The 22611-nt window shown below is 73.6% G+C and carries 18 protein-coding genes; 10 read left to right on the top strand and 8 right to left on the bottom strand.

Features of this window, described 5'->3' with window-relative positions:
- The first annotated feature begins 151 nt into the window (after positions 1–151).
- On the top strand, positions 152–1414 hold the full coding sequence (locus VT50_RS17980; protein ID WP_046090964.1) for a transglycosylase family protein: 1263 nt from the start codon (positions 152–154) through the stop codon (positions 1412–1414).
- A gap of 5 nt (positions 1415–1419) precedes the next feature.
- Here VT50_RS17980 and VT50_RS17975 read toward each other — a convergent pair whose 3' ends face one another.
- Positions 1420–3042 (bottom strand): phytoene desaturase family protein, encoded by a 1623-nt coding sequence (locus VT50_RS17975; protein ID WP_046090963.1) that lies wholly within the window; start codon positions 3040–3042, stop codon positions 1420–1422.
- Between the two features lie 143 nt (positions 3043–3185).
- Between VT50_RS17975 and VT50_RS17970 the strand changes: the two genes are divergently transcribed.
- Positions 3186–4277 carry a GDSL-type esterase/lipase family protein gene (locus VT50_RS17970; RefSeq protein ID WP_046084830.1) on the top strand — a complete coding sequence of 364 codons (1092 nt, stop codon included), beginning with the start codon at positions 3186–3188 and terminating at the stop codon, positions 4275–4277.
- Positions 4278–4529: 252 nt separating this feature from the next.
- Here VT50_RS17970 and VT50_RS17965 read toward each other — a convergent pair whose 3' ends face one another.
- Positions 4530–5444, bottom strand: coding sequence for an SDR family oxidoreductase (locus tag VT50_RS17965; RefSeq protein ID WP_046084831.1), 915 nt, complete (start codon positions 5442–5444; stop codon positions 4530–4532).
- A 1-nt stretch (position 5445) separates the two neighbouring features.
- On the bottom strand, positions 5446–6261 hold the full coding sequence (locus VT50_RS17960) for an SDR family oxidoreductase (RefSeq protein WP_046084832.1): 816 nt from the start codon (positions 6259–6261) through the stop codon (positions 5446–5448).
- A gap of 78 nt (positions 6262–6339) precedes the next feature.
- Between VT50_RS17960 and VT50_RS17955 the strand changes: the two genes are divergently transcribed.
- The 6 genes from VT50_RS17955 (at position 6340) to VT50_RS17930 (ending at position 12427) form a co-directional block, all read left to right on the top strand.
- Positions 6340–7095 (top strand): enoyl-CoA hydratase family protein, encoded by a 756-nt coding sequence (locus VT50_RS17955; RefSeq protein WP_046084833.1) that lies wholly within the window; start codon positions 6340–6342, stop codon positions 7093–7095.
- Positions 7096–7101: 6 nt separating this feature from the next.
- A complete protein-coding gene (locus VT50_RS17950; protein WP_338058329.1) occupies positions 7102–7965 on the top strand; it encodes a CoA transferase subunit A in 864 nt (287 codons plus the stop codon).
- Positions 7962–8702, top strand: a complete 741-nt coding sequence (locus VT50_RS17945) for a CoA-transferase subunit beta (protein ID WP_046084834.1) — start codon at positions 7962–7964, stop codon at positions 8700–8702. The genes VT50_RS17950 and VT50_RS17945 overlap by 4 nt, the downstream gene beginning before the upstream one ends.
- Positions 8702–9760, top strand: a complete 1059-nt coding sequence (locus VT50_RS17940; protein ID WP_046084835.1) for an NAD(P)H-dependent flavin oxidoreductase — start codon at positions 8702–8704, stop codon at positions 9758–9760. Before VT50_RS17945 ends, VT50_RS17940 begins: the two co-directional genes overlap by 1 nt.
- 38 nt (positions 9761–9798) lie before the next feature.
- Positions 9799–11301 carry a glutamate synthase subunit beta gene (locus VT50_RS17935; protein ID WP_046084836.1) on the top strand — a complete coding sequence of 501 codons (1503 nt, stop codon included), beginning with the start codon at positions 9799–9801 and terminating at the stop codon, positions 11299–11301.
- A gap of 127 nt (positions 11302–11428) precedes the next feature.
- Positions 11429–12427: an MBL fold metallo-hydrolase gene (locus VT50_RS17930; RefSeq protein ID WP_046084837.1), complete on the top strand. Its 999-nt coding sequence runs from the start codon at positions 11429–11431 to the stop codon at positions 12425–12427.
- A gap of 8 nt (positions 12428–12435) precedes the next feature.
- Here the strand turns inward: VT50_RS17930 and VT50_RS17925 are convergent, their stop codons facing one another.
- Together VT50_RS17925 and lpdA are read right to left on the bottom strand one after the other, a co-directional pair.
- Positions 12436–15093, bottom strand: a complete 2658-nt coding sequence (locus tag VT50_RS17925) for a SpoIIE family protein phosphatase (protein WP_338058328.1) — start codon at positions 15091–15093, stop codon at positions 12436–12438.
- Positions 15094–15159: 66 nt separating this feature from the next.
- Positions 15160–16560: a dihydrolipoyl dehydrogenase gene (lpdA, locus tag VT50_RS17920; RefSeq protein ID WP_046084838.1), complete on the bottom strand. Its 1401-nt coding sequence runs from the start codon at positions 16558–16560 to the stop codon at positions 15160–15162.
- A 30-nt stretch (positions 16561–16590) separates the two neighbouring features.
- Between lpdA and VT50_RS17915 the strand changes: the two genes are divergently transcribed.
- The gene (locus tag VT50_RS17915) at positions 16591–16980 is read left to right on the top strand and encodes an RNA-binding S4 domain-containing protein (RefSeq protein WP_046084839.1); all 390 of its coding nucleotides are present in this window, start codon (positions 16591–16593) and stop codon (positions 16978–16980) included.
- A 27-nt stretch (positions 16981–17007) separates the two neighbouring features.
- On the opposite strand, the gene VT50_RS17910 is transcribed toward VT50_RS17915, so the two are convergent.
- The 3 genes from VT50_RS17910 to VT50_RS17900 are packed head-to-tail and all read right to left on the bottom strand — an operon-like array spanning position 17008 to position 21280.
- On the bottom strand, positions 17008–18261 hold the full coding sequence (locus VT50_RS17910) for an NAD(P)/FAD-dependent oxidoreductase (RefSeq protein WP_046084840.1): 1254 nt from the start codon (positions 18259–18261) through the stop codon (positions 17008–17010).
- Complete coding sequence (locus tag VT50_RS17905) at positions 18258–19730, bottom strand: NAD(P)/FAD-dependent oxidoreductase (RefSeq protein WP_046084841.1); 1473 nt, start codon at positions 19728–19730, stop codon at positions 18258–18260. The genes VT50_RS17910 and VT50_RS17905 overlap by 4 nt, the downstream gene beginning before the upstream one ends.
- Positions 19731–19783: 53 nt before the next feature.
- Positions 19784–21280: an FGGY family carbohydrate kinase gene (locus VT50_RS17900; protein WP_046084842.1), complete on the bottom strand. Its 1497-nt coding sequence runs from the start codon at positions 21278–21280 to the stop codon at positions 19784–19786.
- A 279-nt stretch (positions 21281–21559) separates the two neighbouring features.
- On the opposite strand from VT50_RS17900, the gene VT50_RS17895 reads away from it, so the two are divergent.
- A complete protein-coding gene (locus tag VT50_RS17895) occupies positions 21560–22567 on the top strand; it encodes a hypothetical protein (protein WP_046084843.1) in 1008 nt (335 codons plus the stop codon).
- The last annotated feature ends 44 nt before the right edge of the window (positions 22568–22611 follow it).

The raw sequence follows: 22611 nt of genomic DNA, 5'->3' as shown, positions 1-22611 counted from the left end.
ATGCACATCACATACACGGAAGAGGGTCGCAGCACAGCGCGCTATGGCCCGCTTTCTAGGTGAACTCCCTCTTGTTGTGCCCAAATCGGCCCCCTTATCTTTGGCCCGCCCGGCAGCTCGCCGCACCCGGCAGCACGAGAAGGAGCCGTCCATGCCCTTACGGGGACGCCACCGCCGCTACAAGCCCAACCGCATCTCCCGTGCCTCGCTGAGCGTCACGGCGGGCGGCGCCGGAATCGCCCTTCCCCTCGTCGGCGCCGCGGGCGCGTCCGCGGCCTCGGGCGAAACCTGGGACAAGGTGGCGCAGTGCGAGTCCACCGACAACTGGGACATCAACTCCGGCAACGGCTTCTACGGCGGGCTGCAGTTCACGCAGAGCACATGGGAGGCGTACGGCGGCACGGCCCATGCGGCGCGGGCCGATCTGGCCACCAAGGACCAGCAGATCGCGATCGCGGAGAAGGTGCTCGACGGCCAGGGTCCCGGCGCCTGGCCGGTGTGTTCCGGCAAGGCCGGTCTGACGCGGGACGACGCGGCGCCGCAGAGCGCCCAGAAGCCCGTACAGAACGCCCAGAAGTCCGTCGGGACGGCCGCCGCCCCGGCCGAGCGGACCCATCGGCCCGAGAAGGCCCAGCAGGCGGGGGCGAGCAAGCCCACGCCCACCAGCCTCCCCGGGCACGCCCCCACGAAGTCCGGCCGCTATGTGGTCGTCAGCGGCGACTCGCTGTCCCGCATCGCCGACACCCACGACGTCAACGGCGGCTGGAAGAGGCTCTACGAGACCAACCGCGAGACGATCGGCGGCGATCCCGATCTGATCTACCCCGGCCAGAAGCTCTCCCTCAAGGGCGGTAAGGCCACCGCCAAACCCAAGGCGGAACCCGAGCCCCACCACAAGGCCAAGGCCGAACCCGAGCACAAGGCCAAGGCGAAGCCGAAGCCCGCGCCGCACCCGAAGCCCGAGAAGCACACCAGCAGGGAGCGGGCCAGCAAGCCCGTCGTCTCCTCGGGCTTCACCGCCCCGGTCCGAGGCGTCAGCCCGAGCACCGCCTACCGGGCGGCCGGATCCAGCTGGTCGAGCGGCTATCACACGGGCGTGGACTTTCCCGTGTCCATCGGCACCTCGGTGAAGGCCGTGGGCTCGGGCCATGTGGTCTCGGCGGGCTGGGGCGGCGCGTACGGCTACCAGGTGGTCATCCGGCATCCGGACGGCAAGTACAGCCAGTACGGGCATCTCTCGCAGCTGTCGGTGCGGGCCGGGCAGAACGTCAACGGCGGCCAGCAGATCGGCCGTTCGGGCTCCACGGGCAATGCCACCGGACCGCATCTCCACTTCGAGATCCGCACCGGCCCCGGCTACGGCTCGGACATCAATCCGCTCGCCTATCTGCGGTCACACGGCGTCGGTCTCTGAGGACATCAGCCTCTCACCCGTCGCCCGGGTGAGAGCCGGGCCAGCCGGGCGAATCGCGGCTCTCTGGTGAGCGCGGTGGCGACGATGTGCCCGGAGACACCGCCCAGTCCCGCTCCCGGGTGGGTGGACGCGCCGATGTGCCAGAGCCCGTCGACATCGGTCGCGTGCCGTCCCGTGGCGGGCAGGGGGCGCCAGAGGAAGCTCTGGTCGAGTTCGAGGGAACCGCCGTACGGATCGCCGTCGACCGCGTTGGGGTTCCGGCGGGCCAGGTCCGGTGGCGCGATGACATCGACGGCGAGCACCTTGCCCGGCAGATCGGGTGCGTGCCGGGCGATCCGGTCCAGCACCCGGTCGGCGTAGCCCCGGGCCAGCTCCGGGGTCCAGCCCCGGGTGGTGTCCAGTTCACCGGCCGCGTCGCCGCGCGGGGTGGACGGCACCTCCTGCAGCTGCAGCCACAGCGCGGCGGCCCCGGGCGGCACCCGGCCGGGGTCCAGGACGTACTGCTGCCCGACCACCACGGTGGGCCGCCGGGGCAGCAGACCCGCCTCGGCCTCGGCGCAGGCGATACCGGTGCTGTCAGAACCGTCGGTCAGATGGACCAGCGGGAGCGTGTTCAGCCGTGCGTCGCGCCAGCCGAGCGGCCCGGACAGCGCGACATGGATCTGCATCGCGGCGCGGCCGTAGCGGAACCGCCGTGCCTCGCCGCGCAGTTGGGGGCGGACCGAGCCCTCCGGCAGGAGGGTGCCGTAGAGGGCGGTGGGGGTCACCGAGGCGAGGACCGCGCGGCGGGCGCGGAAGACCCGGCCGCCGGCGGCCACTCCCACGGCGCGGCCCCGCTCGACGAGGACGCGGTCGACCCGGGTGCCGGTCTCCACCCGTACGCCCGTCGTCGTCAGCAGCGACCTGAAGGCGACGAGGAACCGGCCCGCGCCACCGGCCACCACCGGCACTCCGGCGCCGTGCAGGGTGGCGGCGAGCAGCGGCACCAGGAATCCGCCCGACGCGTGGTCCGGCGACAGCCCCGCGTGCAGCAGCCACGGGGCGAAGAGATGGTCCACCTCGTGGCCGCGGAACTCCGCGCGCAGGTAACCGCGGCCGCTGGTGGCCACCGAGCGCAGCCACCGCTCCGCCCCCTGCCGACCGCCGCCGCGCAGCAGGGCGATCGCGTGGCGGAGTACGGCCGGTGAGCGGAGCTCGCCGGCCAGCAGGCCGCCGATCGCCTCCATGCTGGCGCCCAGCCGGCCGAGCGCGGCCAGATACGCGCCCCGGTCGGCCTCGTGCGCGAAGCCCTCGACGGTGCGTTCCGGATCGCGGTGCGCGAGCGTGACCCTGCCGTCGTCGGCCACGCTGGCGATGACCCACTCATCGGTGTTGCGGTACTCCAGCCCATGGCGCCGCAAGGGCTCCCCCAGACGCGCGAACGCCGGGCCGGAGACGAACAGCGGATGCCAGGAGGAGTAGGTGTCATGGAGGTAGCCCGGCAGGGTGCGCTCCTCGGTGGCGATGAACCCGCCGATGTCCGGTTCGCGCTCCACCAGGACGACGGTCCATCCGGCCAGGGCCAGCTCCGCGGCGGCGACCAGGCCGTTGACACCGGACCCGACGACGACGGCGTCTGCCTCGGCCATCCGGTGCCCCTTCTGCCCTCGCGCGACTCCTGCCCTCGTGCGATGCGGTGCTTTTATCGGCTTCAGGCACGCTACGCGAAGGATGTGGAGAAGGCGCGGAGCGGTTCCCCCGCATGTCCGAGGCGGGTGCCAGACTCGCCAGCATGCAGACCCGCCCCGCCAGCGCCTCGCTCGACCTGGCTCATGACGACCCCCGGCTGCGCTACCGGGGCGCGGTGTCCCTGCAGCGGGGCGATGGGTGGACCGCCCCGTGGCGGCTGCCGCGCGAGGAGGCGGCGCTGTATCTCCCCGAGGGCGGTCTTGGCCGGGCCGCGATGCCGTCCGGGGTGCGCGTGACGCTGCGCACGGACAGCTCCTCGCTGGTCTGCCGCTATCAGGCCGACCCCGCGCCCGCGCTGAACGGGCCCGGGGAGCGGGCCCGTCTCGATGTGGTGTGCGACGGGCGGCGGGCCGAGACCGTGCGGCTGGAAACCCACGGCGGTGACGCCGAGTTCCGGTGCGAGCGGCTGCCGGGGCGGATGGCGGCGGTCGAGCTGTGGCTGCCCGTCTACCACCAGTTCCGGCTGCGCGGACTGTCCGTGGCGGCGGGCGCGGCCGTGGCGGGCGACGAGCCCGGGCCGGGGCCGCGCTGGGTCCACTGCGGCAGCTCCATCTCGCAGGGGCGCGGCGCCGCGTCCCCCAGCCGGACCTGGACCGCCCTGGTGGCCCGGCGGCACGGCTGGGATCTCACCTCGCTGGCCCTGGGCAGGTCCAGCTGTCTGGAGCCCATGACGGCGCGGTTGATGCGGGACCTGCCGGCCGATCTCCTCACCCTCTGCGTCGGGGTCAATGTCCAGGCGCTCGGCAGCCACCACCGCGACGCGCTGGTCTCGGCGCTCGTCGGTTTCGTCCGCACCGTGCGCGAGGGCCACCCCACGACCCCGTTCGCCGTGATGTCCACGATCACCGCGCCCGAGCGGGAGGAGGTGCCGGGCCCTTCGGGGATGACGATGCGTGAGTGTCGGGCGCACATACGCCGGGCGGTGACCCTGCTGCGCGACCACGGCGACGCGCGGCCGCACTACCTCCACGGCCCCGATGCGTTCGGCCCCGTCCATGCGCGGCTGATGCTGGAGGCCGAGGGCGGGGACCGGCTGCATCCCGCGGCGGACGGCCATCCGGTGCTCGCCTCCCGCTTCAGCGCCCTGCTGCGGCAGGCGGGCTGTGTGCCCGAACCGAGGGCCGCGGCGGAGTAGCGCTGCGGCCGGGCAGGACCAGTTGGCGCTCCCCGTCGGCGGTGGTCGACGTGATCCCGTCCGCCGTCACCGCCACCGCGCCGATCCCCGCCCACAGCGCCACGGTCCTCACCCGCACTCCCACGAACCTGCTCCCTGCCTCGTTCCGTGCCGTTCGCGGATCATCGTGCCGTCGGGCGGCACCGGGGTTCCATCCCGTTGCCGCCCGTCCCGTACGGGGGATATCCCCCACCCCTCAGGATCGGAGGCCTCTCAAGGCGTGCCGTACACCGGTTGCGGCGGTTCGGCCGCGGCGAGGAGCTTCCGCGCCGCCTCGCCCGCCTGTGCCGGTGTCCAGCGGGCGCCCTTGTCTGCGGTGGGGCCCGGCCGCCAGCCCTCCATGACGGTGATCCGCCCGGCCTCCGCCTCGAAGACCCGGCCGGTGACCCCGGCGCAGGCGGCCGAGCCGAGCCAGACGACGAGCGGTGAGACATTCTCGGGGGCCATCGCGTCGAAGGCCGCGGGGTCGTCCGGCGCGGCCATGGCACCGGCGAACGTGGCCTCCGTCATCCGGGTGCGGGCCGCCGGGGCGATGGCGTTGACCTGGACTCCGTAGCGGCCGAGTTCGGCGGCGGCCACCGAGGTCAGGCCGAGGATCCCGGCCTTGGCCGCGGAGTAGTTGCCCTGTCCGACACTGCCCAGCAGCCCGGCCCCGGAGCTGGTGTTGACCACCCGGGCGACCGGGCTGCAGCCCGCCTTCGCCTCGGCGCGCCAGTGGGCGGCGGCGTGCCGCAGCGGCAGGAAGTGGCCCTTGAGGTGGACGCGGATCACCGCGTCCCACTCGTCCTCGCCGAGGTTGACGAGCATGCGGTCGCGCAGGAACCCGGCGTTGTTGACGAGGGTGTCGAGCTGGCCGTAGGTGTCGAGGGCGGTGGCCACCAGGGAGGCGGCGCCGTCGGTGGTGGTGATGTCGCCGCCGTGGGCCACCGCCTCCCCGCCCGCGGCCCAGATCTCGTCGACGACCCGCTGGGCCGGTAGCGCCGACGCCCCGGCGCCGTCCGCGGCCACGCCGAGGTCGTTGACGACGACCTTCGCGCCCTCGGCGGCGAAGGCGAGTGCGTGCGCCCGCCCGAGGCCGCGGCCGGCTCCGGTGACGACGGCGACGCGCCCGTCGCACAGTCCGCTCATCTCAGTCCTCCCGTGGTGCCGTCCGGCCGGTGCCGGCGGCCGGCTGGTTGACGTTGGCGGCGTCGAGGAACGCCGGGCGCTCCCCGCCCCCGTGGATGGCGATGCTGGCGCCGCTGATGTACCGGGCCAGTCCGGAGGCGAGGAACACACAGGCGTCACCGGCCTCTACGGGCTCGGCCATCCGCCCGAGCGGCACGGTCCGGCCGACGGCGGCGATGCCGTCCTCGTCCCCGTAGTGCAGATGCGACAGTTCGGTGCGGACCATGCCGAGCACGAGCGTGTTGACCCGGATCGCGGGGGCCCACTCCACGGCCAGGGTGCGGGAGAGGTTCTCCAGCCCCGCCTTGGCGGCGCCATAGGGTCCGGTGCCGGGGGACGGGCGGGTGCCGCTGACGCTGCCGATCATCACGATCGAGCCCCCGCCCTCCTGATGGCGCATCAGCTCGTAGGCGCTCAGGGAGACGGTCATGGGAGCGGTCAGATTGAGCTCCACGACGCGGGCGGCGCGGCGCTGCCCGGCCTCGGCGATCAGTCCGTAGGGGCTTCCTCCCGCGTTGTTGACCAGCAGGTCGAGCCGCCGGTGGGAGCGGCGCAGCCGGGCGAAGAACGCGGCGACCGCGTCCACGTCCCGGATGTCGAGCGATTCGAAGTGCGCCCTGCGACCGTCCGCCTCGATGGGTCTGTCGGGCGCGCGGCGCGCACAGATCACCACCTCGGCTCCTGCGGTGAGCAGGGCCCGGGTGATCCCCGCTCCCACGCCCCGCGTGCCGCCGGTGACGACGGCGACGCGCCCGGCGAGATCGATGGTGACGGCCACAAGACACCTCCCGCTGCGCGATGAGCGCTGCTACCTTTCACCTAACAAATGTTTGGTGGAAAGGTAGCGGATCTGCTCATGGGTGTCTCCACCTCCGCCCCGGCCGCGGGCGTGTCCCTGGTCGCCATGGACTTCCCACCCGTCAACGCCCTGCCCGTACAGGGCTGGTACGAGCTGGCCGCGGCGCTGCGCACCGCGGGCGCCGACCCGTCGGTGCGCTGTGTGGTGCTGGCCGCGGAGGGCCGGGGCTTCAACGCGGGGGTGGACATCAAGGAGATCCAGGCGGCCGAGGGCCATACGGCGCTCATCGGCGCCAACCGCGGATGTGCCGAGGCGTTCGCCGCCGTCTACGACTGCCCGGTCCCGGTCGTCGCCGCCGTCCACGGCTTCTGCCTGGGCGGTGGCATCGGTCTGGCCGGGAACGCCGACGCGATCGTGGCCAGCGAGGACGCCACGTTCGGCCTGCCCGAGCTGGACCGGGGCGCACTGGGCGCGGCCACCCATCTGGCGCGGCTGGTCCCGCTCCAGCTGATGCGCGCGCTGTACTTCACCGCGCGCACCGCGACCGCCGAGGAGCTGCACCGGCACGGTTCGGTGTGGCGGGTCGTGCCGCGCGCCGGGCTGCGGGCGGCGGCGCTGGAGCTGGCCGGGGAGATCGCCGCCAAGGACGGTGCGCTGCTGCGGCTGGCGAAGGCTGCCATCAACGGCATCGATCCGGTCGATGTGCGCCGGAGCTACCGCTTCGAGCAGGGCTTCACCTTCGAGGCCAATCTGGCGGGCCTGTCCGACGGGCACCGCGACGCGTTCGTCGCCAGGAGCACCGGGAAGGGGTGAGCGGCGTTGGCCGACAAGACGATGACGGCCGAGGAGGCCGTCGGCCGGATCCGCAGCGGTATGACGGTCGGGATCGGCGGCTGGGGGTCACGGCGCAAGCCCATGGCGCTGGTCCGCGCCCTGCTGCGGTCGGATGCCACCGATCTGACGGTGGTCTCCTTCGGCGGGCCCGATGTCGGGCTGCTGGCCGCCGCCGGGAAGATCCGCAAGCTGGTGACGGCGTTCGCCACGCTCGACTCGATCCCCCTGGAGCCGCACTTCAGGGCGGCGCGCGAGCGGGGGGACATCGAACTGACCGAGCTGGACGAGGCGATGATGATGTGGGGGCTGACCGCCGCGGTGCACCGGCTGCCGTTCCTGCCCGTCCGCGCGGCGCTCGGCTCGGACGTCATGACGGTCAACCCCGGGCTGCGGACGGTGACATCGCCGTACGAGGACGGTGAGGAGCTGGTGGCGGTGCCCGCGCTGCGGCTGGACGTGGCGCTGGTGCACCTCAACCGGGCGGACGCACAGGGCAACGGGCAGTACCTCGGGCCCGATCCGTACTTCGACGACCTGTTCTGCGAGGCGGCAGCCGAGGCGTATCTCTCCTGTGAACGCGTCGTCGCCACGGCCGGGTTCGCGGATGCGGGCGGTCCGCAGACGCTGCTGGTCAAGCGCCATGCGGTGACCGGTGTGATCGAGGCTCCGGGGGGCGCGCACTTCACCTCCTGCGCCCCCGACTACGGGCGGGACGAGGCGTTCCAGAGCGCGTACGCCAAGGCCGCCGCCGACCCGGCGGCATGGCGGGAGTTCGCGGGGCGGTTTCTGTCCGGGGACGAGGAACGGTACCGGGCCGCGGTGGCGGCGCTCGGGAGGGAGGGCATATGACCGGCGGGGTGACCCGGGCCGAGTGCTGCGTGGTGGCCTGCGCCGAGGCATGGCGGGGCGACGGGGAGATCCTGGCCGCCCCGATGGGCGCGGTGCCCAGGATCGGCGCCCGGCTTGCCAAGCTCACCTTCGCGCCCGGGCTGCTGCTGACGGACGGCGAGGCGATGATCGTGGACGGCGATCCGGAGGTGGTGGAGGGGTGGCTGCCGTACCGGGCGCATCTGGCGCTGGTCACCGGCGGACGGCGCCATGTGATGATGGGCGCGAGCCAGCTCGACCGCCACGGCAACCAGAACATCAGCTGTATCGGCGAGTGGAAGCGGCCCCGGCGGCAGTTGCTTGGCGTGCGCGGCGCACCGGTCAACACCCTGAACAACCCCACGAGTTACTGGGTTCCACGGCACTCGCGGCGGGTCTTCGTCGAAGAAGTCGACATGGTGTGCGGAGTGGGTTACGACCGGGTGGCGGCCGCGGGGCCGTCAGCGGCCCGCTTCCACCAGCTCCGGTGTGTGGTGACCGATCTGGCGGTCCTCGACTTCGGCACGCCCGACCGCACCCTGCGGGTGCGCTCCCTGCACCCGGGGGTGACCGCCGAGGCGGTGCGGGAGGCCACCGGCTTCCCCCTCGAGATCGCCGACGACGCCCCGTACACCCGGGAGCCGACCACCGCCGAGCTGCGGCTGATCCGGGAGGTCATCGACCCGGAGGGGGCCCGCGAGCGGGAGGTGCCGTCCTGATGGACACACCGCTGACCCGGCTCGTCGGGGTGCGCCATCCGCTCGTCCAGACCGGCATGGGGTGGGTGGCCGGGCCCCGGCTGGTGTCCGCCGTGGCGAACGCCGGGGCGCTGGGCATCCTGGGCTCCGCGACCATGTCGCCCGAGCGGCTGCGCTGGGCGGTGCGCGAGGTCGCCGCCCGCACCGACGCGCCCTTCGGCGTCAATCTGCGCGCCGACGCCGGGGACGCCGGGGAGCGGGTGCGGATCATCGTCGAGGAGGGGGTGCGGGTCGCCTCGTTCGCGCTGGCCCCCCGGCGTGAGCTGATCGACCGGCTGAAGGGCGCGGGCGTGGTGGTCATCCCGTCCGTGGGCGCCCGGCGCCACGCGGAGAAGGTGGCGGGCTGGGGCGCGGACGCGGTGGTGGTGCAGGGTGCCGAGGGTGGTGGCCACACCGGGCGGGTGGCCACCACCGTGCTGCTCCCCCAGGTCGTGGACGCGGTGGACATCCCGGTCGTGGCCGCGGGCGGCTTCCACGACGGCCGGGGTCTCGCGGCGGCGCTCGCCTACGGGGCGGCGGGGATCGCCATGGGCACCCGCTTCCTGCTCACCTCCGACAGCTCGGTCCCGGACGCGGTGAAGGCGCGCTATCTGGCGGCGGCGGTCACCGATGTCACCGTGACCACGGCGGTCGACGGGCTTCCGCACCGGATGCTCCGCAGCGAGCTGGTCGACTCCCTCGAGCGCTCCGGCCGCACCGCCGCGCTGCTGCGCGCCGTCCGCCACGCCGCCGCGTTCCGGCGGCTGGCCGGGCTGAGCTGGCCGCGGATGGTGCGCGACGGGCTGGCGATGCGGCACGGCAAGGACCTCAGCTGGAGCCAGGTGCTGCTGGCCGCCACCACCCCGATGCTGCTGAAGGCGTCGATGGTGGACGGCCGCACCGACACCGGGGTGATGGCCTCCGGCCAGGTGGCCGGGGTGATCGAGGACCTGCCCCGCTGCGCGGATCTGGTGGACCGGATCATGGCCGAGGCCGCGGCGACCCTGGACCGGCTGACCAGCGGTCGTACAGTGGGGTGAAAGCGGCCAGACCATGACACGGGTAATGGGAGGTGGTCATGGCCGACCCCAAGGGTTTCCTCACCACACCCCGTCGTCTTCCGCCCCGGCGTCCGGTGGACGAGCGGGTGCGGGACTGGGACGAGGTCCCCGCGCCCGGCGGACTGCTGCCGATCATCAACGCGCAGGCGGGCCGCTGCATGGACTGCGGCATCCCGTTCTGCCACGAGGGCTGCCCGCTGGGGAACCTCATCCCGGAGTGGAACGACCTGGTCTCCCGGGACGACTGGCTGCGCGCGAGCGAGCGGCTGCACGCCACCAACAACTTTCCCGAGTTCACCGGCCGGCTGTGTCCGGCCCCCTGTGAGAGCGCCTGTGTGCTGGCCATCAACCAGCCTGCGGTCACCATCAAGAACGTCGAGGTGGCCATCGCCGACCGGGCCTGGGAGAGCGGCCAGGTGACCCCCAAGCCACCGGACCGGCTCAGCGGCAGAACGGTCGCCGTCATCGGCTCGGGGCCCGCGGGCCTGGCCGCGGCCCAGCAGCTCACCCGCGCGGGGCACACCGTGGCGGTGTACGAGCGCGACGACCGGGCGGGCGGACTGCTCCGCTACGGCATCCCCGCGTTCAAGATGGAGAAGCACCATCTGGACCGGCGGCTGGAGCAGATGCGAGCGGAGGGCACCAAGTTCCGTACCGGCGTGGACGTCGGCACCGATATGGACGCCGCCGAGCTCCGGGCGCGCTACGACGCGGTCGTGATAGCCGTGGGCGCCCGGGCCTGGCGCGAACTCCCCGTTCCGGGAAGGGAGTTGGCGGGGATCCATCAGGCGATGGAGTACCTGCCGATGGCCAACCGGGTGCTGGAGGGCGACTACGCCCGGCCGCCGATCACCGCCGAGGGCAAGCATGTGGTCATCGTCGGGGGCGGGGACACCGGCGCGGACTGTCTGGGCACCGTGCTGCGGCAGGGCGCCGCCTCCGTGACCCAGCTGGACATCCATCCCCGACCCGGCGACGAGCGGACCGAGGGCGAGCCCTGGCCCACCTACCCCAAGACCTACCGGATGTCCGCCGCCCATGAGGAGGCGCGGGAGCTGGCGGCCTCTCCGGAGGCGGACGTGGACGCGCGGGTCTTCTCCGCGACCACGGTCCGCTTCGAGGGGACCGTACCGGACGCGGAACGGCCGCACGGCGGCGTCCGGGCGCTGCGCCTGGTCGGATCCCGTGCCGACGGAGAGTCCGGACCGGACACGGAGCGGGTGCTGCGGGCGGATCTGGTGCTGCTGGCCCTCGGCTTCCGCGGCCCGGAGCGGTACGGCGGGCCGATAGACCAACTCGGTCTGGAGCTCGACGAGCGCGGCACCGTCGCCCGAGACGCGTCCTTCGCCACCAGTGCGGACGGGGTGTTCGTGGCGGGCGACGCGGGCCGTGGCCAGTCGCTGATCGTCTGGGCGATCGCCGAGGGCCGCTCGGCCGCGGCCGCCGTGGACCACTATCTCGCGGGCTCCACGACGCTCCCGGCGCCGGTGGGGCCGACCGACCTGCCGATGACGGCCTGACGAACGGCCTGCCGATGACTGTCCGACGGCCTGACACGGCGGCGGCCCCGGGCCGAGTGGCCGGGAACCCCCAGTGATGGGGCGGGCCGCCCGCCACGGGTGTGCGGCGCGGGCATACTGTGCGTCCATGATCTCGCGAACCCCCCTCCTCACCGTGGCCGACGGTGTGCACATCTGGTCCCCGACCCCGAGCACCGGATGGGGTCTGGCCAACTGCGGTCTGATCGTCTCGCCCGACGGCCACGCCGCCTGGGTCGACAGCCCCTACGACCGCCGGATGGCAGATGAGTTCCTGGAACACAGCCGCGCCCTGCTGCCCGGCGGGGGCCGGATCGAGCGGGTGATCGTCACCCATGCCAACGGCGACCACCTGTGGGGCGCGGAGGTCGTACCGGACGCGGAGATCGTCGCCACCCGTGAGGCGCTCGGCCACATCGAGTACGAGCCCTCGCCGCGGCAGATGCACGCCCTGGTGCACGGCAGCGATCCGGCGACCCCGCTCGGCTGGTACCTGCGGCGGCACTTCGGACGGTTCGACTGGTCCGCCACCGAGGTGGTCGAGCCGACGCTCACCTTCGTGGGCGAACTCGACCTGCGCGTGGGCCAGGTGCCGGTGCGGCTGTTCAGCCTGGAGTCCGCGCACACCGAGGGCGATCTGATGGCGTATCTGCCGCGGCAGAAGGTGGCGTTCGCCGGCGATGTCATCTTCGCGTCCAGCCCGCGGGACCCCGGCGACCACGCGGTGCACTGGGCGGGCCCGCTGGACCATGTGATCGCCGCGTGCGAGGGGGTGCTCGCGACCGGGGCCGAGGTGATCGTCCCCGGACATGGCCCGGTCCTCGACCGGGCGGGGGTCCGCGGCCACATCGGCTATCTGGAGCAGCTGCGGGACCGCACCCGGGAACTGCACGCGGCCGGGGTACCGGCCCTGGAGGCCGCTCGCACCCTGATCGCCGAGAACGCCCATCCATCGCTGGGCCTGCCCGAGCGGCTGGTGATCACGGTGGGCTCGGAGTACCGGCATCTGAACGGTACGGAGGAGGCGGCGGACCTCATGGCCGCCATGGCCGATCTGGCCCAGGTGGCATGGGAGCGGCGCGAGGGCGCGCCAACCGCCTCGGCCTGACCGCCCGGTCACCGCGGGGCGCGCCCCGCGGCCGGGATGTCCTGCTCGGTCCAGATGATCTTGCCCTGGCTGGTGTAGCGGGTGCCCCAGCGCTGGACCATCTGGGCGACGAGGAACAGCCCGCGTCCCCCCTCGTCGGTGGTGGCCGCCCGGCGCAGATGGGGCGCGGTGGTGCTGCCGTCGGCGACCTCACAGATCAGCGCCCGGTTGCGCAGCAGCCGCAGCCGTACGGGGCCCACGGCGTGCCGGATGGCGTTGCCGAGCAGCTCGCTGACCACGAGCTCGGTGGTGAAGGCGGCCTCCTCCAGGTTCCACGCGGCCAGGGTGCGGGCGACGGCCGCCCGCATCCGGGCCACCACCTCGGGGTCCGCCGGGAGGTCCCACGAGGCCACCCGGCGCGCGTCCAGTGCGGTGGTGCGGGCGATGAGCAGGCAGACGTCGTCCGTGCGGCGCGGTGAGAGCAGGGCGGCCATCACGGTGTCGCAGGCCCGCTCCGGGTCGGGGTCGGCGTCGGTGAGGGCGTCCCGCAGCTGGTCGAGCCCGGTCTCGATGTCCCGTTCGCGGTCCTGGACCAGCCCATCGGTGTAGAGGACGAGGCGGCTGCCCTCGGGCAGCTCCGTCTCGACCGCCTCGTAGAGCCGTCCGCCGAGTCCCAGCGGCGGTCCTGCGGGCAGGTCGAGGAAGGTCACCGAGCCGTCGGGACGGACCAGGGCCGGGGGCGGATGACCGGCCCTGGCCAGGGTGCAGTGCCGGGAGACCGGGTCGTAGACCGCATACAGACAGGTGGCCCCGACGGCCCCGGCGCCGCCGTCCGTGGCGGTCACCTCCCGGTCGAGCTGGTCGACCACGTCGTCGAGCCGGGCCAGCAGCTCATCGGGGGGCAAGTCCACGACGGAGAAGTTGCGCACGGCGGTGCGCAGTCGGCCCATGGTCGCGGCGGCGTGCAGTCCGTGGCCGACGACATCGCCGACGACGAGGGCGACCCTGGCCCCGGACAGCGGGATGACGTCGAACCAGTCCCCCCGCACCCCGCCGGGGGCGGGCAGATAGCGCTGGGCGGCCACGACGGCCTGCTGCTCTGGGCGGCCGCGCGGCAGCAGGCTCTCCTGGAGGGCCAGGGTGGTGGCGTGCTCCCGCGCGTAGCGGCGGGCGTTGTCGATGGCGACGGCCGCCTGACCGGCCAGCTCCTCGGCGAAGGTCCGGTCCTCCTCGTCGAACGGCGGGGTGTCCCCCGAGCGCCAGAACGCCGCCTGGCCGAGCCGGACGCCGCGTCCGCTGAGCGGCACGGTCAGCAGCCAGTGGATGCCGTAGTCCCGCACCCACCCCAGCCGCTCCGGGTCCTGGGGCGTCCAGTCGGGGTAGGAGGGCAGCTCCCCGACGGCGAACACGCGCGCCTGACCGGTGCCGCCGGCCCGCTGGGTGACGGGGAAGGACGAGACGCGCTCGCCGATCCGGCGCAGCGGGGGGTCCTGCCGGACGCCGCTGAAGGCGGTCCGGCGCAGCGGTGAGTCCCGGTCGCCCGGCTCCTCGCCGCGCAGCACGGCCTCGTGCAGATCGACGGTGGCGTAGTCGGCGAAGCGCGGCACGGCGACCCGGGTCAGCTCCTGGGCGGTGCCTTCCATATCGAGGCTGCTGCCCACCCGGACACCGGCCTCGTACAGCAGCTGGAGGCGTGCGTACGCCCGGTCGGCCTTGTCCGTCAGGGCGCGCAGCTCGGTGGTGTCCCGCAGGGTGGCGACGCTGCCCCAGGGCTGTCCGCGCCGTTTCGCGGGGCGCTGGTTGACCGCCAGCAGCCGGTTCCCGACCTCGTACACCTCGTCGGTGGCCTCGCGGCCGGAGGCGAGCAGCCCGGCGATCCCCGGGGGCAGGCCGACGTCGGTGATCTGCCGTCCGTGGGCGTCGCGTACGAGGCCCAGCAGGAGCAGCGCCTCGTCGTTGGCGAGCAGCAGCCGCCCCCCGTGGTCGACGATCAGCACCCCCTCCCGGACCGAGCGCAGCACGGCGTCGTGGTGTTCGTACATCCTGGTGATCTCGGCGGGGCCGAGCCGGTGGGTCTGGCGACGCAGCCGCCGGGCCACGAGCGCCGCACCGCCCCCGCCCAGCAGGAGGGCGAAGGCCGTGGAGCCGTAGATCACCGGCAGTTGACGGCTGACCATGCGGGCCACGGAGGGGATGGAGACCCCGGCGTTGACGACGCCGATCACCTGGCCCCGGGCGTTCTTGACCGGGACGGCGGCTCGGATCGAGGGGGCCGGGCGGGTGACGCCCGGGGTCTTGTCGGTGAAGGACCGGCCCACCGTGGCCGGGTAGATGCGGTGGTCGACGCGCTTGCCGATCAGCTTCGGGTTCGGATGGCTGCAGCGGATGCCCTGGGCGGTGGTCACCACGATGTAGTCGACATCGGTCCGCTGCCGTACCTTCTCGGCGTAGGGCTGGAGGGTCCTGGCGGGGTCGCGGGACTCCAGCGCCTGCCGGACGCCGGGGGCGACGGCGACGGTCCGTGCGACGGTCAGCGCATGGACCCGGGCCTGGTTGTCCCGGCTGCCGCGTGCCTGGAGGGAGAGCGTGGCCCCCGCGGCGAGGACCAGGAGCGTCACGATGATCAGCATCAGGGCGAACACCTGCCCGCCGACACTGCGCGACCTCAGCGCCGAGCGCACCTTCACATGCTCTGTCTAACGCAGATCCGCGGGTCGCACACCCGGTGGCGGCCGGGGTGGCGGCATCCGCGGTCAGAAATTGATCATGTGTCCGGCGAGCCCGTGGACGGCCTCCTTCACCGCCTCGCTGAGGGTCGGATGGGCGTGCACGTTGCGGGCCACCTCGTGCACGGTGAGATCCCACTGCTGGGCGAGGGTGAGCTCGGGCAGCAGCTCGGTGACCTCGGGGCCGATGAGATGGCCACCCAGCAGCTCGCCGTGGCGGCCGTCGCCGATGAGCTTCACGAAGCCGACGGGGTCGCCGAGCCCCTGGGCCTTCCCGTTGGCGGTGAACGGGAACTTCGCCACCCGGACGTCGAAGCCGCGCTCGCGCGCCTGGGCCTCGGTCCAGCCGAAGCTGGCGATCTGCGGCTGGCAGAAGGTGGCGCGCGGGATCATCACATAGTCCAGCTCCATGCTCTCCGCCCCGGCGATGGTCTCCGCCGCGACGATGCCCATGGACTCGGCGGCGTGGGCCAGCATCAGCTTGGCGGTGACGTCGCCGATGGCGAAGATGTGCGGCACATTGGTGCGGCACCGGCCGTCGATGCCGATGGCGCCCCGCTCGGTCAGCCGCACACCGGTGTGCTCCAGCCCGTATCCCTCCACCCGCGGCCGGAACCCGATGGCCTGGAGCACCCTGGCGGCCTGCAGGGTCTGCCGCTGGCCGCCGGTGGTCACCATGACCTTGACCGCGGCTCCCCCGTCGTTGATCGCCTCCACCCGGGTGGAGGTCAGGATGTTCATGCCGAGCCTGCGGAAGCGCCGGGTGAGCTCGGCGGAGACCTCCTCGTCCTCCAGGGGCACGATCCGGTCCATGAACTCCACCAGCGTCACCTGCACCCCGTAGCTGTGCATGATGTACGCGAACTCCACGCCGATGGCTCCCGCGCCCGCGATCAGGACGCTGCCGGGCAGGGTGGGCGAGAGGATCTGCTCCTCGTAGGTCACCACCCGCTCGCTGAGGGAGGTGCCGGGCAGCAGATTGGTGAGCGAGCCCGTGGCGATGACGCAGTGGTCGAAGGTGAGCGTCTCCGTGCCGCCTCCGGAGCGGGTGACCAGCAGCTCGTGGGGTCCGGTGAAGCTGCCCCGCCCGTCGAACTGGGTGATCTTGTTCTTCTTCATCAGATAGTGGACGCCCTTGACCCGTCCGTCGGCCACCTTGCGGCTGCGCTCGAACGCGTCCCGGTAGTCCACGGTGACATCGCCGTTCACCCGGATGCCGAAGGCCGTGGCCTCGTGGATGAACAGATGGGCCAGCTCGGCGTTGCGCAGCAGGGCCTTGGACGGGATGCAGCCCACGTTCAGGCAGACGCCGCCCCAGTAGCGTTCCTCCACCACGGCCGTGGTCAGGCCCAGCTGGGCGGCGCGGATCGCGGCGACATAGCCGCCAGGACCGGCTCCCAGGACCACCACGTCGAAATGTGCGCTCATGCGTCGCACCTTAGACATTAGAGTCGGGGTATGGCTTCAGACGAGGGGTCCGTACGGGTGGACAGCTGGATCTGGTCCGTGCGGCTGACCAAGACGCGCTCCATGGCGTCCTCGGCCTGCCGCGCGGGGCACGTCCGGGTCAACGGGGAGCGCGTCAAGCCCGCACACACGGTGCGGCCCGGGGACGAGGTGCGGCTGCGCCACGCGGGGCGCGACCGGATCGTGGTCGTCTCGCGCATCGTGCGCAAGCGGGTCGGGGCGCCGGTGGCCGTCGAGTGCTACGTCGACAACAGCCCGCCTCCACCGCCGCGCGAGCACACCGTGCCGATCGGGCTGCGGGACCGCGGCACGGGCCGCCCCACCAAGCGCGACCGGCGCGAGATGGAGCGGCTGCGCGGTACGCCCGGGGGTCTCGGCTGAGGCCAGGTCAGTCCGCGGCGAGCCCGGTCAGTCCGCGGTGATGCGCACGGGGCCGCCGTGTGCGTCGGCCCCGGCGATCCAGCCCGCGGGCAGGTGGAACGGCCGGTTGGGCACCGCCGTGGACGAAAGGCGCCCGCGGTGCAGCGTCCGGCCGTCCTGGCTGACGGTGAGCACCGGCCGGGTCAGGAACCGCGTGGTGCGGAGGGTGAACCGGCCGCGCGGCGGACGGGGTCCGGCCGGGGTGAGCCGGTTGGGTGAGATCCACAGCAGCGGTGCCTCGACCCGCACCGGCAGTGGCCCCGGAGCCCATGGCACGCCCGCGAGATGGCGCAGTACGGGTCCGGCGGCGAACCGGCCGTCGAGGGCGGCGACATCGGCGGTCTCGACCGGGTGCAGCAGATTGCCCACGGCGAAGACCCCGGGCTCGGCGGTGCGGAACGCGGCGTCGGTGGCCGGTCCCCGGGTGCCGGGGTCGAGGGTGATCCCCGCGCTCCTGGCCAGTTCGTGGTCGGGGATCCAGTCGCCGGTGAACACCACGGTGTCGCAGCCGATGGCGGCGGTCCTGCCGTCCCGGTGGCGCAGCCGTACGCCCTCCAGCCGCGCCCGGCCGGTCAGTTCGGCCACGGTGGCGTCGGTGACCAGCGGAACGCCATGGCGCAGCCGGGTGCCGAGGTGGCGCGCCGGGTGGGTCTGGTGGCGGGGCTGGTCGGTGACCATGGCGACGGTCTCGGCCCCGGCCCGTCGCAGGGTGGCCACCGCGGAGTAGCTGACCCGTTCCGCGCCGACGATGACGGCGCGGCGGCCGACGCTCTGGTGGTGCACATGGACGGCCTGCTGCAACTGCCCGGTGGTGAAGACTCCGTCCGGCCGGGTGCCGGGCACCAGCCGGGCGCTGCGCGGGCGTTCCCGGGCGCCGGTGGCCAGGACGACGGCCGCCGCGGTGATCCGCTCCAGGCCGGTCGGCCCTGTGGTGTCCACGGTCCGCGGCGCCGCCCAGCCGGTGGCCGTGACGCCCGTGCGCAGCACGGCCCCGGCGCGGATGGCGGCGGCGATGTGGTGGCGGGCGTAGTCCGGTCCGGTCATCACCCGGCGCAGATCGCGCAGTCCGAATCCGGTGTGGTCGCAGTGGCGGGGGATGCCGCCCGCGCGCTGCTCGCGGTCAAGGACCTCGATCCGGCCCACCCCGGCGGCGGCCAGCCGGGCGGCGACGGCGAGTCCGGCCGGTCCGGCCCCGATCACCAGGACGTCCACGGTGCGGTGGACACGGTCGGTGGGGGTCATCGCCGGGCCCCCGTACGGTCCTGGGCGGCGGTGGCCCGGTCCGCGGTGGCTCCGGCCGTGGTGGTTCGGTCCGCGGTGGCCGCCTCGAACTGGGCGCGCACCGCGGCGCCACAGAAGAATCCCTGGCAGCGCCCGGCCAGGGCCCGGGTGCGGCGCCGCAGGCCGTCGAGCGAGACCGGTGGCACGGTGGCGGTCAGCGCGTCGCGGATCTCGCCCCGGGTGACGCGCTCGCAGTGGCAGACCACGGTGCCGTACGCGGGGTCGGCGGCGATGAGCTCGGCGCGCTGGTAGGGGCGCGGAAACGCCTCGCCGATGGTGGGCATCCGCACGGGCTCGATCTCCCGCTCGGGCCCGGGGTCAAGACCGCAGCCGACGAGGAGTTCCGCCACATGCGCGGCGATCGCCATGGACGCGGTGAGTCCGGTGGAGCGGATGCCGCCCACGGCGACATACCGCCGCCCGGGATCGGTGTGGATCTGGTAGTCGCCGTGCTCGGTGGCGGCGCGCAGTCCGGCGTAGACGGCGGTGACCTCCTCCTCCAGCAGCTCCGGCAGGATCCGCGCGCCCTTCTCGCGGAGCGCGTCCAGTCCGTCGGCCGACGATCCGGTGGCGGTCTTGTCGTCCAGGTCCTCGGCGGTCGGGCCGAGCAGCACATTGCCGTACACCGTCGGCGACACCAGCACGCCCTTGCCGAGCGCGGTGGGCACCGGCAGCAGGATGTGGTCGACCAGGCCGCGGGCGAACTTGTCGAAGACGATGAGCTGGCCGCGGCGCGGGGTCACGGTGAACTCCTCGTGGCCCAGCCGCCGGTTGATCTCGTCCGAGTAGAGCCCCGCGGCGTTGACCAGGTGACGGGTGCGCAGCACCCCGCGCGGGGTGGCGATCTCGTGGTGGTCCCCGCCGGTGGTGATGGCCCCGGCCGGGCAGTTCAGATGCAGGGCGACGCCCGCGCGGACCGCCTGGGTGGCGTAGGCGAGGGTGGCGGTCCAGGGACAGATGACGCTCTCGCCGGGGACTTCGAGCGCGCCGAGGGCTCCCGGCCCCAGGCGGGGTTCGCGGGCGTAGACGGCGTCCGCGCCGAGGATCGCCGTCTCGTCGTAGCCGTTGCGGGCGGCCTTCTCGGCGAGCGACGGCAGCGCGGCCAGCTGCTCCGCGTCCCAGGCGACGAGCAGCGCGCCGAGCGGTTCGAGCGGGATGCCGGTCTCGGCGGCGTAGGCGGTCAGCCGCCGGTAGCCCTCGCGCACCAGGCGGGCCTCCAGGGTGCCCGGGGTGGCGTCGAAACCGGTGTGCAGGATCGCGGTGTTGGCCTTGGAGGTGCCGTTGCCGACGTCGTTCGACGCCTCGACCAGGGCGATCCGCAGGGAGTAGCGGGCGAGTTCGCGGGCGATGGCGGCACCGACCACCCCGGCGCCGATGATGGCCACGTCGTAGACCTCGTCGGGGAGGTCACCCGCTGTCGTGACGGTCATGCTGGTCCCTCGCTCGGCGGTGGCGGACACGGCTCGTGGTACCCGGGTGGTCCTCAGTCGTGGGCGGCGGCCGTCGGCGCCTGGTCAAGCAGCGCGGCCACGGCCGAGCGGAAGGCGGCCAGCCGCTCGGCGGCCCGGTCCGCGCCGATCCGCGGCTCGTAGACGGCGGCGGGCTCCCACGCGGGGACCGCCTGCTCGACCGTCAGGCCCGGGTCGAGGCCCATCCGCGCGGCGGCGCCCACGCCCAGCGCCGTGACGTCCGGCAGCGCCGACACCTCCACGGGCCGCTGCAGCAGATCGGCCTGGGTCTGCATCAGCAGCGCCGAGCGGGTCAGTCCCCCGTCGACGCGCAGGACGGTCAGCGGCGCGCCCAGGTCGGACGCGGCCGCCTCGGCGATCTCCACGACCTGGGCCGCGATGCCCTCGCACAGGGCGCGCACCAGGTGTCCGGCGGTGGTGTCGAGGCCGAGTCCGGTCAGCGAACCCTTGAGGTCGCCGCGCCACCACGGCGCGGCGAGTCCGGCGAGCGCCGGTACGAACGTGACGCCCCCGGCGTCCGGCACGGTCCCCCCGACCGGGTCGAGGTCCTGGGGTCCTTGGATCACCCCCAGGTCGCCGAGCCAGCGCACCGCGGAGGCGGCGGTGTACACCTGCCCGTCCAGGCAGTAGCTGGTGCGCCCGCCGAACCGCCAGGCCACACAGGAGACCAGGCCGTGGGGACCGCGCAGGGGCCGGTCGCCGGTCTGGGCGAGGAGGAAGGCGCCGGTGCCGTAGGTGCACTTGGCGGTGCCCGGCTCGGTCACCCGCTGCGCCAGCAGGGCGGCCTGCTGGTCGACGAGGAGTCCGGTGAGCGGGACCTCGCCGCCGAAGGCCGTGGTGGTGCCGACCGGCCCGGCGGCGTCGACGACACGGGGCAGCCGTTCGACGGTCAGCCCGTAGAGGTCCAGCGCCTTCGGGGACCAGGCGACCCGGTCGAGGTCGAGCAGCCCGGTGCGCCCGGCGGTGGCGGCGTCGGTGACGAACGCTCCGGTGAGCCGGTGGACGAGCCAGACATCGCTGGTGGTGACCACGCCCTCGCCGGTCAACTGGCGCCGGATCCACGCCATCTTGGGCGCCGCGAAGTACGGGTCGAGGGGCAGGCCGGTGAGTTCGCGCAGCGTCTCGGCGTGCGGCGCGAGCTGTTCGCACACCGTGTGGGCCCGCCGGTCCTGCCAGACCAGCGCGTCCGTCAGCGGCTCTCCGGTGACGGGGTCCCAGGCCAGTACGGTCTCGCCCTGGTTGGCCAGCCCGACCGCCACCACCGGCTCCCCCGCGGCCGTGAGAGCCCGGCGTCCGGCCTCGATGACCGAGGTGAGCAGCGCGGCCGGATCGACCTCGACCAGTCCGCCGGGCAGATGGCGGGGCCGTACGGGCACTTCGGCGGAGCCGAGCACCCCGCGCTCCGGGCAGAGCACCAGCGCCTTGGTGCCCGACGTGCCCTGGTCGATGGCGAGGACCGGGCCGGTCGCGGGGTCGGCCGGGGGGCGGTGGCGACGCTCTGCAGGCAGCATGTCCGGTTCTTCGCTCGGGACGGGCGGATCGCTTCGGGCTCTGGAGGTACGGGCTCGGGGATGGCGCGCTCGCGGGGCGGCGCGCTCGGGGGACGGGCGCGGATCTTGCCCGAAAGCCTGGTGCAGGCGCGGGGCGGGCGTCAAGACGGCCCGTTCGGGCACTGACCGGAGTCCCCCGTTCCCGGATCGTTGCACCGGGACTATAGGATCCCTGCAATCATCCCCCAGGTCCCTCGTTTTCCCGCGTCCGGTACGTCAGCTCCGTACGAAAGTCATCCGATGCCCGAGGAAGAGTTCCGCCCCGTGTACCACCCCGCGGGCTATGACGGCGGACTGCGCGTCGCGCTGCAGGACCTGCGCACCGGACGCTGGATATCGATGCGCGATCTGCTCGCGGAGACTCCCACCTGGTCGCTGTGGACCCAGCGCACCCAGGTGCTGGCCACGGCCGCCGCCGGCTCCACCGTGGTGGACGCGTGGCGGGCCGAGGAGCCGAAGAGCGTGGCGGCGCTGGTGATGCACACCCGGGTCGGGGTGGAACGCGCGGTGCGCGCACACCGCGAGGGGCACCCCCGCACCCGGGAGTTGTGGCGGGAGGCGTGGCAGTCCTGCCAGTTGGCCGCGCACCACTCCCCGGCGGATCCGGTGCCCTGGGTCTGTCTGCTGGCCCTGGCCCAGCTGGACAAGAAGCAGCGGCAGGAGGAACACCGGGTGTCCCCGCCCGGTCCGCTGCTGTTCCACGGCCCCTGGGGGCTGCTGGCCGAGGCCGACCGGCGCGATCCGTACAACCGCGAGGCGTACCACCGGATGTTGCAGTTCGTGTACGCCCGGCGGGCCGGGGGTTCGCTGGCCGAGGCGGTCAACTTCGTGCAGTGGGTGGTCTCGGGCGCGCCCGAGGGGTCCGCACTGCAGGTGCTGCCGCTGTACGTCCATGTCGAGCGGTACCGCGAGGAGCGGGGCTACGAGAAGGCCCTCGATCTGCACTGGGCCACCGAGGACGCCATCCGGGACGCGAGGAAGGCGCTGCACGGCTGGTTCGACCACGCGGACGTCACGACGAGTTCCCCGCTCGATCTCAACCATCTGGCCCACGCCCTGTGGGGCGCGCTGCTGTTCTCCGACGCGGCCCGCGTCTTCGAGACGCTGGGGCCGTACTTCACCCCGCTCCCCTGGGCCTACCGCACCCGTGACGCCACCGACCGCTCGCTGGCCGAGGAGATGTTCCTCCGCGCCCGGGTCCGCTCGCTGGTCGGCGCCCGCGAACAAAGACCCGGGCTCAACGGCTGAGCCGACTTTCCCCCGTCATCCCGCCGACGTCCCCGAATTTCCCC

Origin of the sequence: Streptomyces antioxidans (assembly GCF_000968685.2) — a bacterium.
Lineage (GTDB): Bacteria > Actinomycetota > Actinomycetes > Streptomycetales > Streptomycetaceae > Streptomyces > Streptomyces antioxidans.
Note: the sequence above shows the minus strand (reverse complement) of the source record. Positions and strands in the feature narration are given on the sequence as shown.

Coding starts and splice junctions, on each gene's coding strand:
- VT50_RS17935 (WP_046084836.1), top strand. CDS start 9,799: ATGGCCGACCCCAAGGGTTTCCTCACCACACCCCGTCGTCTTCCGCCC.
- lpdA (WP_046084838.1), bottom strand. CDS start 16,560: ATGAGCGCACATTTCGACGTGGTGGTCCTGGGAGCCGGTCCTGGCGGC.
- VT50_RS17895 (WP_046084843.1), top strand. CDS start 21,560: ATGCCCGAGGAAGAGTTCCGCCCCGTGTACCACCCCGCGGGCTATGAC.
- VT50_RS17970 (WP_046084830.1), top strand. CDS start 3,186: ATGCAGACCCGCCCCGCCAGCGCCTCGCTCGACCTGGCTCATGACGAC.
- VT50_RS17945 (WP_046084834.1), top strand. CDS start 7,962: ATGACCGGCGGGGTGACCCGGGCCGAGTGCTGCGTGGTGGCCTGCGCC.
- VT50_RS17940 (WP_046084835.1), top strand. CDS start 8,702: ATGGACACACCGCTGACCCGGCTCGTCGGGGTGCGCCATCCGCTCGTC.
- VT50_RS17930 (WP_046084837.1), top strand. CDS start 11,429: ATGATCTCGCGAACCCCCCTCCTCACCGTGGCCGACGGTGTGCACATC.
- VT50_RS17910 (WP_046084840.1), bottom strand. CDS start 18,261: ATGACCCCCACCGACCGTGTCCACCGCACCGTGGACGTCCTGGTGATC.
- VT50_RS17975 (WP_046090963.1), bottom strand. CDS start 3,042: ATGGCCGAGGCAGACGCCGTCGTCGTCGGGTCCGGTGTCAACGGCCTG.
- VT50_RS17980 (WP_046090964.1), top strand. CDS start 152: ATGCCCTTACGGGGACGCCACCGCCGCTACAAGCCCAACCGCATCTCC.
- VT50_RS17900 (WP_046084842.1), bottom strand. CDS start 21,280: ATGCTGCCTGCAGAGCGTCGCCACCGCCCCCCGGCCGACCCCGCGACC.
- VT50_RS17955 (WP_046084833.1), top strand. CDS start 6,340: ATGGGTGTCTCCACCTCCGCCCCGGCCGCGGGCGTGTCCCTGGTCGCC.
- VT50_RS17965 (WP_046084831.1), bottom strand. CDS start 5,444: ATGAGCGGACTGTGCGACGGGCGCGTCGCCGTCGTCACCGGAGCCGGC.
- VT50_RS17915 (WP_046084839.1), top strand. CDS start 16,591: ATGGCTTCAGACGAGGGGTCCGTACGGGTGGACAGCTGGATCTGGTCC.
- VT50_RS17905 (WP_046084841.1), bottom strand. CDS start 19,730: ATGACCGTCACGACAGCGGGTGACCTCCCCGACGAGGTCTACGACGTG.